At 72.9% G+C, this 15,992-nt stretch carries 19 protein-coding genes; 8 read left to right on the top strand and 11 right to left on the bottom strand.

The window, feature by feature from the left end:
- Positions 1-163 precede the first annotated feature (163 nt).
- The 3 genes from ACF1AG_RS21945 to ACF1AG_RS21955 all read right to left on the bottom strand — a co-directional run bounded on the left by ACF1AG_RS21945 (position 164) and on the right by ACF1AG_RS21955 (position 2,653).
- Entirely contained in the window at positions 164-448 is a 285-nt protein-coding gene (locus ACF1AG_RS21945; RefSeq protein WP_033273498.1) for a GlsB/YeaQ/YmgE family stress response membrane protein, read from the bottom strand.
- Between the two features lie 74 nt (positions 449-522).
- On the bottom strand, positions 523-1,359 hold the full coding sequence (locus tag ACF1AG_RS21950) for an endonuclease/exonuclease/phosphatase family protein (RefSeq protein WP_359749931.1): 837 nt from the start codon (positions 1,357-1,359) through the stop codon (positions 523-525).
- Positions 1,360-1,528: 169 nt separating this feature from the next.
- Positions 1,529-2,653, bottom strand: coding sequence for a serine hydrolase domain-containing protein (locus ACF1AG_RS21955; protein ID WP_391810243.1), 1,125 nt, complete (start codon positions 2,651-2,653; stop codon positions 1,529-1,531).
- A 139-nt stretch (positions 2,654-2,792) separates the two neighbouring features.
- Between ACF1AG_RS21955 and ACF1AG_RS21960 the strand changes: the two genes are divergently transcribed.
- The 4 genes from ACF1AG_RS21960 (at position 2,793) to ACF1AG_RS21975 (ending at position 5,159) form a co-directional block, all read left to right on the top strand.
- Positions 2,793-3,452: a TetR/AcrR family transcriptional regulator gene (locus ACF1AG_RS21960; protein ID WP_391810244.1), complete on the top strand. Its 660-nt coding sequence runs from the start codon at positions 2,793-2,795 to the stop codon at positions 3,450-3,452.
- Between the two features lie 89 nt (positions 3,453-3,541).
- Positions 3,542-4,141 carry a sulfite oxidase-like oxidoreductase gene (locus ACF1AG_RS21965; protein WP_387797833.1) on the top strand — a complete coding sequence of 200 codons (600 nt, stop codon included), beginning with the start codon at positions 3,542-3,544 and terminating at the stop codon, positions 4,139-4,141.
- Complete coding sequence (locus ACF1AG_RS21970) at positions 4,111-4,866, top strand: ferredoxin reductase (protein ID WP_391810245.1); 756 nt, start codon at positions 4,111-4,113, stop codon at positions 4,864-4,866. The genes ACF1AG_RS21965 and ACF1AG_RS21970 overlap by 31 nt, the downstream gene beginning before the upstream one ends.
- 17 nt (positions 4,867-4,883) lie before the next feature.
- Entirely contained in the window at positions 4,884-5,159 is a 276-nt protein-coding gene (locus ACF1AG_RS21975) for a DUF6510 family protein (protein ID WP_359749921.1), read from the top strand.
- A 114-nt stretch (positions 5,160-5,273) separates the two neighbouring features.
- Here ACF1AG_RS21975 and ACF1AG_RS21980 read toward each other — a convergent pair whose 3' ends face one another.
- The 3 genes from ACF1AG_RS21980 to ACF1AG_RS21990 all read right to left on the bottom strand — a co-directional run bounded on the left by ACF1AG_RS21980 (position 5,274) and on the right by ACF1AG_RS21990 (position 8,126).
- The gene (locus ACF1AG_RS21980) at positions 5,274-5,750 is read right to left on the bottom strand and encodes a VOC family protein (protein ID WP_387797836.1); all 477 of its coding nucleotides are present in this window, start codon (positions 5,748-5,750) and stop codon (positions 5,274-5,276) included.
- A 54-nt stretch (positions 5,751-5,804) separates the two neighbouring features.
- A complete protein-coding gene (locus ACF1AG_RS21985; protein ID WP_387797837.1) occupies positions 5,805-6,722 on the bottom strand; it encodes an NADP-dependent oxidoreductase in 918 nt (305 codons plus the stop codon).
- 96 nt (positions 6,723-6,818) lie between these two features.
- Entirely contained in the window at positions 6,819-8,126 is a 1,308-nt protein-coding gene (locus tag ACF1AG_RS21990) for a DUF2254 domain-containing protein (protein ID WP_391810246.1), read from the bottom strand.
- Positions 8,127-8,383: 257 nt separating this feature from the next.
- On the opposite strand from ACF1AG_RS21990, the gene ACF1AG_RS21995 reads away from it, so the two are divergent.
- Complete coding sequence (locus ACF1AG_RS21995; RefSeq protein ID WP_391810247.1) at positions 8,384-9,787, top strand: amino acid permease; 1,404 nt, start codon at positions 8,384-8,386, stop codon at positions 9,785-9,787.
- A gap of 192 nt (positions 9,788-9,979) precedes the next feature.
- Positions 9,980-10,510 (top strand): hypothetical protein, encoded by a 531-nt coding sequence (locus tag ACF1AG_RS22000; protein ID WP_387797841.1) that lies wholly within the window; start codon positions 9,980-9,982, stop codon positions 10,508-10,510.
- A gap of 11 nt (positions 10,511-10,521) precedes the next feature.
- On the opposite strand, the gene ACF1AG_RS22005 is transcribed toward ACF1AG_RS22000, so the two are convergent.
- Positions 10,522-11,037: a molybdenum cofactor biosysynthesis protein gene (locus ACF1AG_RS22005; protein WP_387797842.1), complete on the bottom strand. Its 516-nt coding sequence runs from the start codon at positions 11,035-11,037 to the stop codon at positions 10,522-10,524.
- A 637-nt stretch (positions 11,038-11,674) separates the two neighbouring features.
- Between ACF1AG_RS22005 and ACF1AG_RS22010 the strand changes: the two genes are divergently transcribed.
- On the top strand, positions 11,675-11,917 hold the full coding sequence (locus ACF1AG_RS22010; protein WP_359749907.1) for a DUF6411 family protein: 243 nt from the start codon (positions 11,675-11,677) through the stop codon (positions 11,915-11,917).
- Between the two features lie 19 nt (positions 11,918-11,936).
- On the opposite strand, the gene ACF1AG_RS22015 is transcribed toward ACF1AG_RS22010, so the two are convergent.
- Complete coding sequence (locus tag ACF1AG_RS22015; protein WP_391810248.1) at positions 11,937-12,563, bottom strand: dihydrofolate reductase family protein; 627 nt, start codon at positions 12,561-12,563, stop codon at positions 11,937-11,939.
- Between the two features lie 173 nt (positions 12,564-12,736).
- On the opposite strand from ACF1AG_RS22015, the gene ACF1AG_RS22020 reads away from it, so the two are divergent.
- A complete protein-coding gene (locus ACF1AG_RS22020; RefSeq protein WP_387797845.1) occupies positions 12,737-13,978 on the top strand; it encodes a PP2C family protein-serine/threonine phosphatase in 1,242 nt (413 codons plus the stop codon).
- Positions 13,979-13,988: 10 nt separating this feature from the next.
- Here the strand turns inward: ACF1AG_RS22020 and ACF1AG_RS22025 are convergent, their stop codons facing one another.
- From ACF1AG_RS22025 to ACF1AG_RS22035, 3 genes are all read right to left on the bottom strand, one after another.
- Complete coding sequence (locus ACF1AG_RS22025) at positions 13,989-14,777, bottom strand: cytochrome c oxidase assembly protein (RefSeq protein WP_391810249.1); 789 nt, start codon at positions 14,775-14,777, stop codon at positions 13,989-13,991.
- Positions 14,774-15,265 carry a DUF2243 domain-containing protein gene (locus ACF1AG_RS22030; protein WP_387797848.1) on the bottom strand — a complete coding sequence of 164 codons (492 nt, stop codon included), beginning with the start codon at positions 15,263-15,265 and terminating at the stop codon, positions 14,774-14,776. The genes ACF1AG_RS22025 and ACF1AG_RS22030 overlap by 4 nt, the downstream gene beginning before the upstream one ends.
- Before the next feature lie 127 nt (positions 15,266-15,392).
- Positions 15,393-15,983, bottom strand: a complete 591-nt coding sequence (locus ACF1AG_RS22035; RefSeq protein WP_359749899.1) for a hemerythrin domain-containing protein — start codon at positions 15,981-15,983, stop codon at positions 15,393-15,395.
- Between the last annotated feature and the right edge of the window lie 9 nt (positions 15,984-15,992).

Genomic DNA, 15,992 nt, shown 5'->3' on the forward strand with positions numbered 1-15,992 from the left:
GCTCCCGCATCCCCGCAAGATCATCGCGTCCAACGGCCACGGTCCTCGCAACTCCCACAGATCGCGGGTGTTGCGAGGACCGTTAGAACCCAAGCCGAAGACGGGGGCCTTCCGCGTGCAGGCGGAGACCTGCGGGGGTCACCTCACATCGGTGAATGCGCCGTCAGGCGTGGGCGTGACCGCCCCGGTGGCTGCGGCCGGTGAAAACCCGGTACAGCGCGAGGAGAATGACGGAGCCGATGATGGCCGCGATCCAGGTCGACAGGTCGAAGAAGCCGTCGATCGAGTCCACCCCGAATATCACCTTGCCCAGGAACCCGCCGAGCAGACCGCCCGCGATGCCGATGAGCATGGTGATGATGATGCCGCCCGGGTCCTTGCCCGGCATGATTGCCTTGGCGATCGCGCCGGCGATCAGACCGATGAAAATCCAAGCGATAATGCCCATCACTGACTCCTTTGACGTCGGTTCGCGGAACGTGTATCCGCGAATTCCGCGTCCTAACAGAACTCTTACGGGAATCAGCGCGCGGTGACGTCGGTGTGCAGCAGATGGTGATCGGAGAACCGGCTGGGCCGCACCTCGTGCCCCAGAGCCGAAAGCCCGCGCAGGAACACGTAGTCGAACTTGCTCTGCCAGTCCGTCGTCGGCTCGCAGGACCCAGCGGCCGGCGGCCGGCATCCGGCGTCCGTGTCCTCGGCGAGCGCCCACATCGGGGACAGCTCGGGGGAGTCGGGCACGGCGTTGAAGTCGCCCAGCACGACGGCCCGCTCGTACCGCGCCACCTGCGGCGCCAGCACCGCGGTCTGCCGCTCGCGCACCTCCTCCTGACGCCGTTGCGCCAGGTGCGTGTTGAAGACCCTTACGGTCTGCCCGGCGACCTCGGTGGTGACGGCGATGTACCCGCGGTCCTCCGAGCCGCCGTCCGGGTACTCCGCCGTGACGACGTCGGTCATCGGCGCCGCCGACAGCAGCGCCTGGCCGTAGCCTCCCGGACGCCACGGAGCACCGCCGCAGCGGCTCCAGTTGCGCAGCACCGGGCCGTACTCGACGTGGTACTCCAGCCCGTGCAGATTGGCCAGGTGGTCCCGGATCCGCTCCACGTCCCGTACACAGGCCTCCTGGAGGCCGACGACCTGCGGCGCGTACGCGGCGATCTCCGCCGCCCTGTCGACGTTGCTCTCGTCGCACGGATTGCACATGTTCCACGTCATGACCCGGTTGGGCACCATGTCCTTGGCCGCGTCGACCGGCACCGTGCGGGCGAACGGGGCGCCGGCGGGCGTGCTCGGGCCGAGAAGCATCATGCAGGTCACGACGACGGCCCCCGCGATCAGCCACGCACCTCTACCGAGCACCCCCGCCTCCTCGCCGTGCAGCCGCACCGCGTGTCGGTGCCTCCTGCACCGAGGGTAGGCGACGGGGGTGTCAACAGCGCGTGAGGACCGGTTGTCCGCCCGCCGGACGGGAGTTGACCGACCCTGAGGGACCTGAGAGTCCTGAGGGACCTGAGGGGGCGCGGAGCGGTCAGCCGTTCGCCGCCAGGCGGTGGAAGTCGGCCAGCGCCGCGTCGATGGCGTGCGGCTGCGGACGGCCGGACGCGTCGAGTTGGTTCCACCGCTGGAGATTGACGGCGACGCACCACTGCCGGCCTCCGTCGGCACGGGCCATCGCCAGCGTCCCGCCGCCCCACACCGTGCCGCCGTGCCCCCAGTAGGGGTCCTGCCCCGGGCTCAGCGGCTCCAGCGGGTGCAGCCCGAGGCCGTAGTCGATCGTCCTCCCCTCCTGGGAGATCACCGGCACCGTGCGCCGCATCTCGGCCAGTGAGGACGGCGCGACGATCTCCCCGGCGAGCAGCAGCGCGTAGAAGCGGTTGAGGTCGGCGACCGTCGAGATCAGCGACGCCGAGGGGCCCACCCACGACATGTCGTGGACGCTGTGGTCGCGCGGCGGATCGATCATGCGGAACCACGCCTCGTAGAGCCGCGAGTGGGGCCCCTCGATGTGTGCTCCCACGGCGAGTTCGGTGTCCCGCAGCCCCGCCGGCCCGATCACGTCGCGGGCGATGCACCGCTCGGCCGGCAGGCCCGTCACCTCTTCCAACAGCTGCCCCAGAAGAAGGTAGTTGGTGTTGGAGTACACCCCCGGAGCGCCGCCCGGCACGCCGACCGGGGGAGCGGCCACCCCCATGCTGATCAGCTCGACGGGGTCGAACCGCGTGAACCGCAGCTCCTCCAGGCTCTCCGGCCCCGTCTCCGCGAGGTCGGGGAACGCCTTCAGCGACGGATAGGCGTACGGGAGGTACTCGGCGAGTCCGCTGGTGTGGTTGAGCAGCATCCGCACCGTGATCGCGTCGCCGCGTCCCCCCGGCACGAGACGGGGCAGGTACCGCGACACGGGCGCGTCGAGGCCGACCGTGCCCGCTTCCACCTGCCGCAGCACCGCGGCCGCGGTGAAGGTCTTGGTGACGCTGCCGGCCCGGTGCCGCAGGCCGGCGGTGACTGGACGGCCCGTCTCCGTGTCGGCGACCCCGGAGGCGCCCCGCCACACCCGGTCTCCGTCCCGCACCTCGGCGAACACCCCCGGCATTCCCGCGCGGTGGACGGCCTCGAGGGCGGCGTCCAGCGCCGCCGTGTCCAGCCGGTTTCCCATGACGTGTCTCCTTCCGGATCCCGCCGGGCGGCCCCGCGGGGCGAAGCCCGACCTCATGTCCCCATTATGCACGCGGTGCGTGCAACACCAAGTGCATAGGTTAGGGTGAAGTCCGGACGAGCACGGCGGAAGGGAAGCGATGGCAGGCCGAAGGCGCTGGTCGACCGAGGAGATCCTGGATGCGGCGGCCGAGCTGCTGCGCACCGACGACGCCGACGCGTTCAGCGTGCGCAAGCTGGCCGCGGTGCTCGGCACGGACTCCTCCAGCCTCTACCGGCACTTCCGCAGCAAGACCGAACTGCTTCGCGCCGTCGCGGACCGCACCCTGCTCACCGCCATGGACGGCTACCGTCCCGAGGGCGACTGGCGCGACCGCCTCACCGCGCTCGCCCTGTGCATCAGGGACGCCTTCGCCCGGCAGCCGCAGCTCGCCGCGGTGTGGGGCCGCCACGCCTCCAGCGGCGCGGGATCCCGCCTGATCATGGAGGAGGTGCTCCAGGCCCTGCGCGCGGCGGGCCTGCCCGACGAGGAGATCCCCGCGCACTACCACCGCCTCGCGGTGCTGCTCGTCGCGCTGGTCTCCTCCGACGCCGGCATCGGCACCGTCCCGCCCGAGGAGCGGGAACAGGGCCTCGAACTGTTCCGGGTCGCGGTCCTCGGCGCCGACCCCGAGCGCTTCCCGGCCCTGGCGCACTTCGCGCGTGAGGTCCACCCCCTGAGCGCGGACCGCCGCGCCGCCTTCGAGGACCTCGTCGCGGCGTATCTCGACCACATCGAGGCGGCAGCCGCTCAGGGTTAGACGGCGGGCGAAGCCCCTGCGCCGAGATGCCGGGCCGTGGCCACTCCTGAACAATGGGGACTGCCCTCTTCCGAGAGTGGGGATGCGACATGGCCGTCATTTCACGCGGATTCCACGGCCGGGCACGCGACAACGGGCACGAGCTGCCGCCGGGTCAGTACGAGACCACCGGCTTCCCCGTACTGTCCGCGGGTCCCACGCCCACGGTGAGCCTCGACGACTGGGAGTTCACCGTCCGCACCGAGACCGGCGTCCGGTACCAGTGGAACTGGCAGGAGCTGATGGCCCTGCCCTCCGAGACGCCCACCGTCGACATCCACTGCGTGACCAAGTGGTCGAAGTTCGGCACCCGATGGCAGGGCGTGTCCCTCGACGTCCTCCTCGCGAACGTGGAGTCCGGCGCCGAGTACGCCCTGGTCCGCTCCTACGGCGACTACACCACCAACATCCCCGTCGAGGACCTCCTCGACGGCAAGGCGTGGATCGTCCACCGCTTCGACGACGAGGAACTCCCCGCGGAACACGGCGGCCCCGCCCGCCTCCTCGTCCCGCACCTGTACTTCTGGAAGTCCGCCAAGTGGGTGCGCGGCATCCAGTTGCTCGACGAGGAGGAACTGGGCTTCTGGGAGACCGTCGGCTACCACGAGTACGGTGACCCATGGCGCGAGCAGCGGTACCAAGGCGACTAGGCGCACGGCTGCGCTGGCTGGAGGCCCGCCTCACCGGCCGGCACGACGAGTCGGACACCGCCCGCACCCTGGTGTTCGACGTCCCCGGCTGGCCGGGCCACCTGCCCGGACAGCACGTCGACGTACGGCTCACCGCCGAGGACGGCTACAGCACGCAGCGCAGCTACTCGATCGCCTCCGCCTCGGACGGGGAACGCGTCGAGCTGACCGTCGAACGGATCGACGACGGCGAGGTCTCGCCCTACCTGGTGGACGTCCTCGAGGTGGGGGGCGTGATCGAACTGCGCGGGCCGGTGGGCGGCTGGTTCGTCTGGCGGCCCGACGAGCAGAAGGAACCGGTGCTGCTCGTCGCGGGCGGCTCAGGACTGGTGCCGTTGATGGCGATGATCCGCACCCGCCGCGCCCTGTCCAACCGCGTGCCGTTCCGGCTGGTGTACAGCCTCCGCGACCCGGGATCCCAGCTGTTCGTCCCGGACCTGCGGACGCAGGACCCGGGACTCGACAAGACCTTCCTCTACAGCCGCTCCGCACCGGAGGGCTGGCCGCGGCCGCCCGGGCGCGTCACCGCGAACGATCTGTCCGCCGGCGGGTGGCCGCCGGACTTCGAACCGGCCTGCTACGTCTGCGGATCCACCGGATTCGTGGAGACGGCGTCCGGTCTGCTCGTGGCACTCGGCCACGACCCCCGCCGGATACGGACCGAACGCTTCGGTCCCGGCGGGTGAGCGAAGGGACCCGTTTCATGACCACCGAACCCGGCTTCCTCGACGGCAACGCCGCCGCCGGTGACCTCGAGTCGCTGTTCGGCGCCGACATGACCATGGCGTCCGGCCGGTGCCAGGGCTGCGGCCTGCGGATGCGGCTGGCGGAGGCGCACGCCTACCTCGGCGGCCCGGGGACGGTGCTGCGCTGCCCCGGCTGCGACGACGTGCTGCTGCGCATGGTCCGCTCGCCGAGCCACCTCTGGTTCGACGCGAGCGGCCTTGACTATCTGCGTCTTCCTGCGGCCGCCGTGTGAACGGCAGAAGGACGTGTGAACGGCACGAACTCGGGGTGAACCCGGGATGACGGCCGCCGTCCCGGTCGACGGAACGGCGGCCTCCCGGAAGGCGCCGCTCGGGGGCGTACCCCGTCAGCGGCCGGGCAGTCGCTGCTGCACCTCCTGGAGCACCCAGCCGTTGCCGTCCGGGTCGCTGAAGGTGGCGTAGGAGCCGTAGGACATCCGGTCCGGGTGGAGACCCGGCAGCCGTCCCTGCCCCTGGGCGGGGTCGTGGGTGAAGTCCCCGCCGCCGTGGCCGTGGTAGAACACCGCGTTGGCGTCGTGGAAGACCTCGCTGACCTCGATACCGCGGTCGACGAGTTCCGCGCGGCTCTTCTCGATGTCGGGGACGACGAGGTACATGCCCTGCGCGGAGCCCGGCGGCACGGACGTGATGCCCTTGCCGAAGATGACCGAGCACTCCGAACCGGGCGGGGTGAGGTGCACGGCCCGCCATTCCTCGCCGGCCGCCTTGTCGAGGTCCGGCCGAAAGCCCATGGCCTCGTAGAAGGCCTTGGCCCGGTCGACGTCCGACACCGGCAGCACGATGAGTTCGAGCTTGAGATCCATGAGGGTGACTGCTTTCCGTCGTTGGGGCCCCCGCTCCCGACGGGCACACCGGCGTCACGCGACGGCGACGACGGTCTTCCCGGCCGTCCCGGATTTGGTGCGGAACGCGTCCGGCGCCTCGGCGAGCGGACGGACGCTTCCCACCAAGGGCCGCAGCCGGCCCTGCCGGTGACGGTCGACGACCTGCGCGAGGTGATCCCGGTCGGGCTCGACGATGAAGTACATCGCCCGGCCGTCCTCGGGCCGTACGGTCGGCGGGCGGGAGATGCTGATGAGGGCGCCTCCCGCTCTGAGGACGGCGGCCGAGCGGTCGAGCACTGTCCCTCCGACGGCGTCGAAGACGAGGTCGACCGGTCCCACGGCTTCTTCCCATGCCGGCTGTTCGAGGTCGACGAACTCCTCCGCGCCCAGTTCCAGCACCAGGTCCCTGCTCTTCGCGCGGCCCGAACCGAGGACACGCGCTCCGGCGTCACGGGCGAGCTGCGTGGCTGCCATTCCCACCCCCCCTCCCGCTCCGTGCACGAGGACGCTCTGCCCGGTTTCGAGCCGACCGTGTGTGAACAACCCCTGCCAGGCGGTGAGTCCGGGCATCGGCAGGGCCGCCGCCGGCACCGGGTCGACGTCCGCGGGCAACGGCGTGAGGTTGCGCGCCTCCACCGCCACGTACTCGGCGAGGGTGCCGTCGCGGTTCCAGTCGGTGAGGCCGATCACCCGCTGTCCGACGGACAGTCCGGTGGTTCCGAGCGCCACCTCGGCGACCTCCCCCGACACCTCGTGTCCCGGTACGACGGGGGAGCGCGGCCTGCCGGCCCGGTCGACCCACGAGCCGGGCCAGGTGAGTTCACCGGGCGTGAAGGAGGCCGCCCGTACCTTCACGACGACGTCGCCCTCGCCCGCGTACGGGTACGGGGCTTCCTCCAGGACGAGTTCGTCCAATGGTGCGTCGCGGTCGTGAGCTCGTACCGCTCTCATGGAGGCCCCCTGACTCAGTGGGAGGAAGACCTCCTTCCAGCATGACCCCGTGACGCCCTCAGGTCGAACGGAGCGGTCCCGTCTCACGCGTCGCCGTCAGGGGCGCGCCGGACCTTCGGGGAAGGAGCCGCCGCCCCCGATGCCCTGCCGGTCACCGGTGCGGGCGAGCGTACGGCGGGATCCCTCGGGATACTGCCGCTCCACGGCCTCGTCCAGCAGCGCGAGTTGGCGGCGCACCGCGGGCCGCCGTGCCGCCGGCACCCCGGCAAGCAGCCCGTCCAGCAAGGCGCGCAGCCGCCGGCACACCTGGAGCGAGCCGACGCCGTACTCGCGGGCCTCGGTGACGCCCAGCTCGAGGTACTCCTCCCAGCCGCGGCCCGGCACCACGACGCGAGGACGGCCGTCCAGGTCGGCCAGCACCTGCCGGCCCCGCAGCTCCGACCGGCCGACCCCGTGCAGGAACGTCTCGATGTGGTTGAGGACCTGCACGGCGGTCGTCGGGTCGTTCACCGCCGAGGACAGCGCCCGGGCCGCGATGTCGGCCAGCACGCGCAGCGCGAAGGCGGGATCCTGCTCGACGGTCCGCTCGGCGCCCAGCGCGACCAGCCCCGCGAGGCGGCGCGGTTCCGGCGGGGTGCGGAGCGTGCCGTGGACCTCCAGCAGAACCGACCCGGGCGGCACGAAGTCCCCGACGCGGTGTGCCACCACGATCACGCAGTCGTGCCGCGACGCGGCCCGCACCAGCCCGGCCACGTCCAGCCCCTGCACCGCCCCGCCCTCCGTCGCGCGCACCACCTGCGCGGGCGCGTCCGGGCGCGGACCGTCGTCCCGCTCGTCGAGGAGGACGCATCGGCCCTGCGCCTGCACGGACACGCCGAGGACGTGCAGGCCGGTGCGGCACACCCGTTCGGCGATCGCCACCGGACGCACGTCGTGCACGAAGCGGTTCAGGTAGACCAGCAGCATCACCAGGCTGACCGCGACCCCGAGACCGGCCAGGGTGACGCCCAGGTCGGGCACCGTGTCCGGGCCGATCCGGCGCAGCAGCGTGAACGCGAAGGCGAAGGTGCCGGCGAACAGGGACAGCACGAGCTTTTGCAGCGGGTTGCGGTACCAGAGCCGCATGTAGCGAGGGGACAGCGTGCCGGTGGCCTGCTGGACGACCAGCACCCCGATCGTGACGACGAACCCCAGCAGGGCGACCATGGCGCCCACGATGGCCGTCAGCACGCCCGTCGCCGTGGCGGCCGTGTACCGCCAGCCGGTCGGGATGCCCACCATGTCGTCGAGGGCGAGCGCCGCCTCTCCGAGCAGGGCCCCGGCGGCCAGGCCGAGCACCGGCAGGATCCACAGGCTGGTCCTGACGTACTGCCCCAGCTGGAACCGGAAGGACCAGGTCGGCATGGGCCGCCTCCGCAGTGCCCGGGAACGGGCTCGTTCCTCACGCTACCGCCGGGGCACGCCCGCCGCAGAGCCCGGCGGGGGCGCGGCCGGCCGCCGGACGATTGCCCGCCCAGATGCCTTCAGGGTGCCTCTTTTTCGGTGCCGGACAATCCTCGGCGGGACAATTGCGCCCGATTTGGAGCGATCCGTCATCGTCCCCGACCATGTCTCCGGCCCGGCGATCCCGGGCATCCGTTCGACGAGAGGCGCACCACCCCATGCACGTCACCGGGACCGTCCCCCCACCGGCTCCGGCCCCGCAGGACACGCCCGACGGCACCCCGGACGGCACGGGACGGCGCACCCGCCGCTTCGGACTGCCCGTCGCCACCGCGCTGGTCATGGGCAACATCATCGGCGGTGGCATCTTCCTGCTCCCGGCGTCCATCGCCCCCTACGGCACCATCAGCCTGCTCGCCTTCGGTGTGCTGACGGTCGGCGCCATCGCCCTGGCCCTCGTCTTCGGCCGCCTCGCCGAACGCGACCCCCGCACCGGCGGTCCGTACGTGTACGCCCGTGAGGCCTTCGGCGACTTCGCCGGGTTCCTCGCCGCCTGGGCGTACTGGATCACCACCTGGGTGTCCAACGCCGCCCTCGCCGTCGCCGCCGTCGGCTACCTCGACGTGCTGATCCCCGTCGGCGAACACCGCTGGACCGCCTGCCTCGCGGCCCTCGTCATCCAGTGGCTGCCCGCCCTCGCCAACTACGCCGGCACCCGTTACGTCGGCGCCGTGCAGGTCGTGTCCACGGTGCTCAAGCTCGTACCGCTGCTGCTCGTCGCCGTCGGCGGGCTCTTCTTCTTCGACGCGGGCAACCTGGGGCCGTTCCGGGCGGGCGGCGAGAGCGCGATGGGCGCCGTCTCCGCAGCGGCCGCCATCCTGCTCTTCTCCTACCTCGGCGTGGAGTCCGCCGCCGTCAGCGCCGGCGAGGTGCGCGATCCACGGCGCGCCGTCGGACGCGCCACCGTCATCGGCACCGCCGGGGCGGCGGTCGTCTACCTGCTCGGCACCCTCGCCGTCTTCGGGACGGTCGCCCACGACCGGCTCGTCGAGTCCGGCGCACCCTTCTCGGACGCCGTCAACGGCATGTTCGGCGGCGCGTGGGGCGGCTGGGCCGTGGCGCTCGCCGCACTCGTCTCCATGACCGGCTGCCTCAACGGCTGGACCCTCCTCAGCGCCCAGACCTCCTGCGCCGCCGCCGAGGACGGGCTGTTCCCGGCCCCCCTGGCCCGCAAGCGGCGCGGCGTGCCGACGGTGGGTGTCGGCGTCACCGTCCTCCTCGCCTCCCTGCTCACCGTGTACAACTACGCCTCCGGCACGGCCCGCGTGTTCGAGACGCTGGTCCTGGTCACCACCTTCACCGCGACCGTCCCGTACCTGCTCGCGACAGCCGCGCAGCTCTACCACCTCGTGTCCGGGCAGCGGGACCGCGTCGACCGCGGGCGGCTGGTCCGCGACCTGGCCGTCGCCTCGGTCGCCGCCGCGTTCTCGCTGTGGCTGGTCGCCGGCGCCGGGTACCAGGCCGTCTACCAGGGCGTGCTGTTCCTCTTCGGCGGCGTGCTGGTCCACGCCGTCATGGCGGCCCGCAAGCAGCGGACGGCGACCGGCACCGCCGGCCGGTGACCGCGACCGGCGGGCGCCGCGGGACCCGCGGCGGGTTCGGGCAAATGGGGCAGCTTGCGGCGCAGGGCGTTGCCTCCGGGCGGCCCGGCAGTTGATCCAGAACACGGAGCACGTGAGGCGGCCGGTCCTTCCGGCCGCCTCACGTGCTGCCGTGCCGCCCTGTTCCGCCCCTCCCGCCGGAGGCCGCCCGCGATGCACGAACCCGCCCACCCGTCGCCCCAGCCGGACGCCCCACGCGCCGCCGAACGGTCTCTCCCGGAACCCCGCCTGCTCAGCGGCGTCTACGGACTGGTCCTGGCCAGCGCCCTGGCGGCCGCCCTCGACTCACCGGACGAGCAGACCACCCCCGGCTCCGACGCCCTGTGGGTGCTGCTCACCGCCGTCGCGGCCGCGGCCGCACACGGTTACGCGCACGTGCTCTCCCACCGCATGTCCGCCGAGCCGGGCGGACTCATGGCCGGCCTGCGCGCCATGATCGCGGAGTGGCCGGTGGTCGCCGCCGCGGTCCCCACGATCGTCCTGCTGCTCTTCGCGGTCCCCGACTGGTGGACGGAGGCCGACGCCGTCGATGTGGCCCTGGTGGTCAACACCCTGATCCTCGCCGGATGGGGCATGTGGACCGCACGCCGGGCCGGCCGGACCTGGCCGGCCTCGCTGCGGGGCGGGGCGGGGGACATGTTGATCGGCCTGGTGATCATCGGCGCGAACGCCGTGATCAAGTAGCGCCCCGCTTCCTACGCCCCACGGCGCGGGGCCGGCTCGGACAGCACCTCTAACCGGGCCGGCCCGACGAGGAGGACGCCGTCGTCGAGCGGGGTGCACCGCACCCCGCCCTTGTCGCGGAGCGCCTTCTGGGCGCCCGGTCCGACGGTCACGTTCATCCACGCGCAGGGCCGCGCCGGACGGTTCAGCGAGAACCGCACAGGGCCCTCCCCGCAGTCCAGACTCACCGTCGCGCCCACCAGCGCGTCGACGTCGACGCCCCGCAGCAGCACGTTGCGCCGGGTCTGCCGCAGATCGACGGCGGGATCGATGTCCGTGGGAAGGTTCTCCACGGACATCATCGTCACGGAGGCGTCCCGGTGCGCGGCCTGCGCGAAGTAGCGGTCGCCCACCAGCCCCAGACGCGCCCGCACCTCGGCGCGCGCGACGCGCTCGTCGTCCGGGCCGGGCGCGGGCCCCTCCGAGGGCCGACCGGCCAGCCGGTGCGCGGGCGACACCAGAAGCTGCACCACTTCGACGTCGATCATGCGCTTCCTCGCCGGCTCCGTCGGACACGACCGGCACCGACCCTACCCGCCGGAACCGGCCCCCTCCTCCGCCGACGGCTCTGCTCCCCGCCCGTCGCCCGCAGTACCACAGCGGCGGTGGCGCCCGCCGCCGCGCCCCACGCCACCGCCGCGCCCGCCCCCTCGCCGAGCCCGGACGCGGCTCGGAGCAGATGCCACGACGTCGTCCCGCCGTCGACCACTGTCACGCGCCACAGGTGCCGCACCAGCAGCCCCAGGACGACGGCGCACACCACGCACACGGCCATCGCGGGGACCGGCATCCGGGTGAGCGTCCCCGGCAGCCGCCGCAGCGCGCACACCGCGACCACCGCGTCCGCACCGGGACGTCCCCGCGCGGCTGAGGCCCGGTGTGACGCGACGCCACCCGGTTCACGAACACCGTCCACGCCCCCGCGCCACGACCGGCCGTGGCGGGCAGGGCCTCACGCACCGGTCATCACATGGGGGTCACGGTGCCGCTGCGAAACCTGGGACAAGGTCCGGGCAGCAGGCACGGATCCGTAAGCGTGTTCGCGTCGGGAGCGGGAACGAGAGGTCGCACGGACCGCCCGGTCCGCGGGCTCACCGCCCCTTCGCGACACCCTGGGAGGACTTCATGATGGTCGTCGGCATCATCGCCGTCTGCATCGTCATCGCCCTGCTCGCCTTCTTCGTGCCACGCCTGTCGCGGCACCCGCAGAACGGGACGCAGCGCACCCTGGGCCTCGGCTCGCGCGCCGGTTCGAAGGCCCCGGGGCCGCTCGGCCGGCTCCTGAGCAAGCCCTTCAACTCCAGCTCGCGCGCCGTCGGCCGGAGCGGCTCCGCCGGCCGCCGCGCCCGCGGCAAGATGCCGTTCTGACCCCGCGCGACGGGCAGGGTCACGACGTCCGGGGCGGCACCTCCGTGGCGTACCGCGGCCGGCCGGCGGGCCGGTACACCTGGAACGTCACCCCGCCCGGCGTGGCCAGTGAGTCCACCAGCTCGAGCGCGCAGTCCGGGCCGTCCGCCGGGAACAGCCGTGTGCCCTGACCCACGATCACCGGATAGGTCAGCAGCAGCATCTCGTCGATCAGGCCCTCGGCGGCCAGCCATCGCACCAGCTGCCCGCTGCCGTGCACCTGGAGCTCACCGGGCATCCGCTCCTTGAGCTCCCGCACGGCGGCGGCGGGGTCACCGGCCAGCACGGTCGTGCGCGCCCAGCCCGGATCGGTGAGCGTCTTCGACACGACGTACTTGGTCCGCGCGTGCAGCGGCGCCGCGACCGGATTGTCCTCCGGCTCGGCCATGGCGCCCCACGAGGCGGCGAAGATCTCGTAGGTCCTGCGCCCGAACAGGAACGCGCCGGCCCGCCCGTACACCTCGCCGAGACGGGTCATGGTCTCCTCGTCGACCAGCGGCAGGGCCCAGCCCCCGCGCACGAAACCGCCCCGGCGGTCCTCGTCCGCCCCGCCGAGGCCCTGCATGACGCCGTCGACGGAGACGTTGGTGATGGTGGTCAGCTTCATGGTGTCCGCTCCCGTCGGCCGGCACGGCGCCCGGTGCGCCGCCTCCTCCGGGTGGGACTCCGCCGGCCCGCCGAACTCATCGGTGCGTCCCTCCGGAGCCCGGCGACCCGACGGGCCCGGGCTTGGCGGCGCATACTGACGGTGACGTGCCGGCGCCGGACGGGAGACCGCACATGAGCCCATCGCGGGTCGACCACCAGGCCCTCTTCTCGGTCCTGCCCAGCCCGTACCTGGTGCTGGACGCCGATCTCAGCGTCGTCGACGTCAACGAGATGTACCTGGCAGTGACCGGCCGCACCCGTGAGGAGCTGATCGGCCGCTACCTCTTCGACGTCTACCCGGACAACCCCGAGGACCCGGCGGCAGACGGTATCCGCACCCTGACCGCGTCCCTCCAGCGTGTCCTGCGGACCAAGGAACCGGACTCGCTCGCCGTGCAGCGGTACGACCTGCCGGTGCCGGGCCGCCCCGGCGCCTTCCAGGAACGCTGGTGGTCGCCGGTCAACACGCCCGTCCTCGGCCCCGACGGCGAGATCGAATGGATCGTCCACCGCGTCGAGGACATGACCGAGTTCCTGCTGTCCCGCCCGGTCCACGACCCACCGACCGGCCGGGTGCGCACCAGGGCCGTCACGGAGGCCGAGCTGTACGCCAGGGCGCGGCAACTGCAGGAGACCAACGAGAAGCTCCGCGCCGCCCACGACTGGGAACGCCGCACCGCGCTCGCCCTCCAGGACGTCATGCTGCACGCCCCGGACCTGGCCGCGCACCGCGGCATCGCCGTGCGGTACATGCCGGCCACCCGCTCCCTCAACGTGTGCGGCGACTGGTACGACGTGGTCGACCTGAGCGACGACAGCTTCACCGTCGCGGTCGGCGACGTCGTCGGCCACGGCCTGGAGGCCGCCGCCGTCATGGGCATGCTGCGCAGCGCCCTGTCCGCCGCCGTGCGCGCCATCCACGAACCGGGGGCGGCGATGGACCTCCTCAGCCGGTACGCCCGGACCTTCGAAGGCGCGCTGGCGACCACTGCCGCCAAGGCCGTCGTGGACACCGGATCCCGCCGCATCACCTACACCTGCGCCGGCCACCCCCCACCGGTGCTGGGCCGGAGCCACGGCCCGGCGGAACTGCTCGACCAGGCCACCGACCCGCCGCTGGGCGTCCTCGCCGAACGGACCCCGCGCCCGCAGGCCACCGTCTCCTACGCTCCGGGCGACACCCTGGTGCTCTACACCGACGGCCTGATCGAACGCCGGGGCGAGGACATCGACGCGGGCCTGATGCGCCTCACCGACGCGGTCGCCCACCACGCCGGCCTCGACCCGGAACCCCTCGCCGACACCTTGCTCACCCGCATGGGCGTGGCCGACGGGGGCCGCGACGACATCGCGCTGATCGTCGTGCGTCTGTAGGACCGCGGGGTCAGCGCGCACCCGCGGGAACGGTGTCCCGGGCCGCCTGCCGTGCCCGGCGCCGCCCGGTCGCCGCGTACCACTGCACGGCGAGGGCCAGGGCGAGGAACACCTCGACGGCGTCCCCGCCGTAGTACATGAGCTGCGCCCCCGCCCGCAGATCGACAGCCGCGAAGGCGGTCCCCGGCGGCCCCGCCACGTACAGGCTCTTGGCCAGGACGGCGTGCGCCGCGCCCGCCCCCAGCAGCGTCACCGCCCGCAGCGGCAGACCGCATCGGCCGCGCACCGGGTCGAGCCGGCAGACGGCCATCGCGAACAGCAGTCCGGCCAGCAGCATGTGCAGCTCCAGCAGACCGCCCAGAAGGGGATGCCGATGAGCGGCGGTCCACAGGTCCGTGCGGTACAGAAGCCACAGCCCGCCGAGATCGACGGCCGCGGCGACCGGCGGGAACAACAGCCGCCCGGCGGCGGGGGAGTGCGCCACCCGCAGCAGTCCCCGGCGCGGTCGGCCCGGCGGCAGCAGTCGCAGGACGAGCGTGAGCGGGCGGGCCACAGCGAGCAGCGCGGGCCCCGCCATCGCCGTCAGCAGATGACGGCCGGTGTGCGCGGTGAACGGCCCGCCCGGCACCGGACCGGCCAGCCCCCACACCACGGCCGCGCACCCCGCGGCGAACACGCAGTCGCGCCGCCACGGCCAGGCGTCCCCCCGCCTCCGCAGCCGGGCGGCGCCCGCCGCGTTCATCACGGCGGCGAGCACACACGCGAGCGTGAGGGGAGCCGCCACCGGACCGGCGGTCACGACGGCCGCCGCTCACCGGCCCGTCGGGCGCGCGCCAGCAGCACGCCCCCGATCACCAGCAGCGCGAGCCCTGCCAGATTCCACGCCCAGTCGTACGGCGTGACGTCGACGCCGTACCGCACCTGGTGCACGCGCAGCACCTTGTGGTCGACGATCCCGTCGAACACCTGGAAGACGCCCGCGCCCAGGAAGGCCCCGCTCCACGCGTGCCCCGGCGCCAGTGCCCGGCGCCGCCGCAGATCCGCGAAGAGGAACAGACCGGCGACGAGCCCCAGCAGTTCGGCCGTGTGCAGCAGCCCGTCCGACACCAGCGCCACACCGGGCGTGGAGCGGTCGTAGAAGTGGTGCCAGTGCAGGAGCTGATGGAAGACGATCTCGTCCACGGCCGCCATGACGGCGGCCCCGACGACCGCGCACACCAGCAGCGATCGTCGGGGCTCGGGGCGTCGTGCGGCGGCCGTGGACGCCGACGGGTCAGGGGTGCTCACGGTGCGGTCCGTCCTTCCGAACGATCGGCTGCCGCTCGCCGTCTACCCCGCCCGGCGCCGGTCAGCCCGGCGCCGCGCGGAGGAGTCCGGCTCCCACCGAGGTGAGTTCGACTCCCGCCGAGGGAGTTCAGCTTCCGCCCATCGCCTTGCGCACGGTGTCCTTGGTGCGGTCCATGAGGGCGGCCACCGGGCCGAGCGCCATGTTCTTCGCGCCGGACTCGACACCCGGGTGGGGCCGGGTGGGCGCCATCGCCTCGGCCGCCTTGACGGCCTTGGCCATCGCGGCGAGATCCGTGACGTCGGTGCTGCGCCGGATGTGGATGAACTCGTAGCGTTCCTCCGCCCGGGCGTGCATCTGCACGTCCCGCCGGAGCTCGATCAGCTTCGGCAGGAAGTCGGGACCGTCGGGGTCCATGTCGTCGAGCGTGGCCAGCATCTCCTTGGCCTCCCGCTCCTCCTTGAGGCGGTCCTCGACGATCTCCTGGCCGCCCGCGACGGAGCGCCGCACGAAGGGGTGGACGACCTCCTCCTCGGCGGTCTCGTGCACGGCCAGCAGCCGTACCAGTCTCCGGAAGGCGTCCCGGCGTTCCTCACCGCTGGTGGCCTCGACCTCGTCGAACAGGTTGCGGATGTCGCCGTGCTGGCGCATCAGCAGCGCGACGACGTCGTCGTCCCGGGAACGGTCGTCCCCCGCCTGCGGGGTCTCCAACTCGGACATGTGGTCCCC

The sequence above is a fragment of the Streptomyces sp. NPDC014764 genome (assembly GCF_043082785.1).
Classification (GTDB): domain Bacteria; phylum Actinomycetota; class Actinomycetes; order Streptomycetales; family Streptomycetaceae; genus Streptomyces; species Streptomyces althioticus.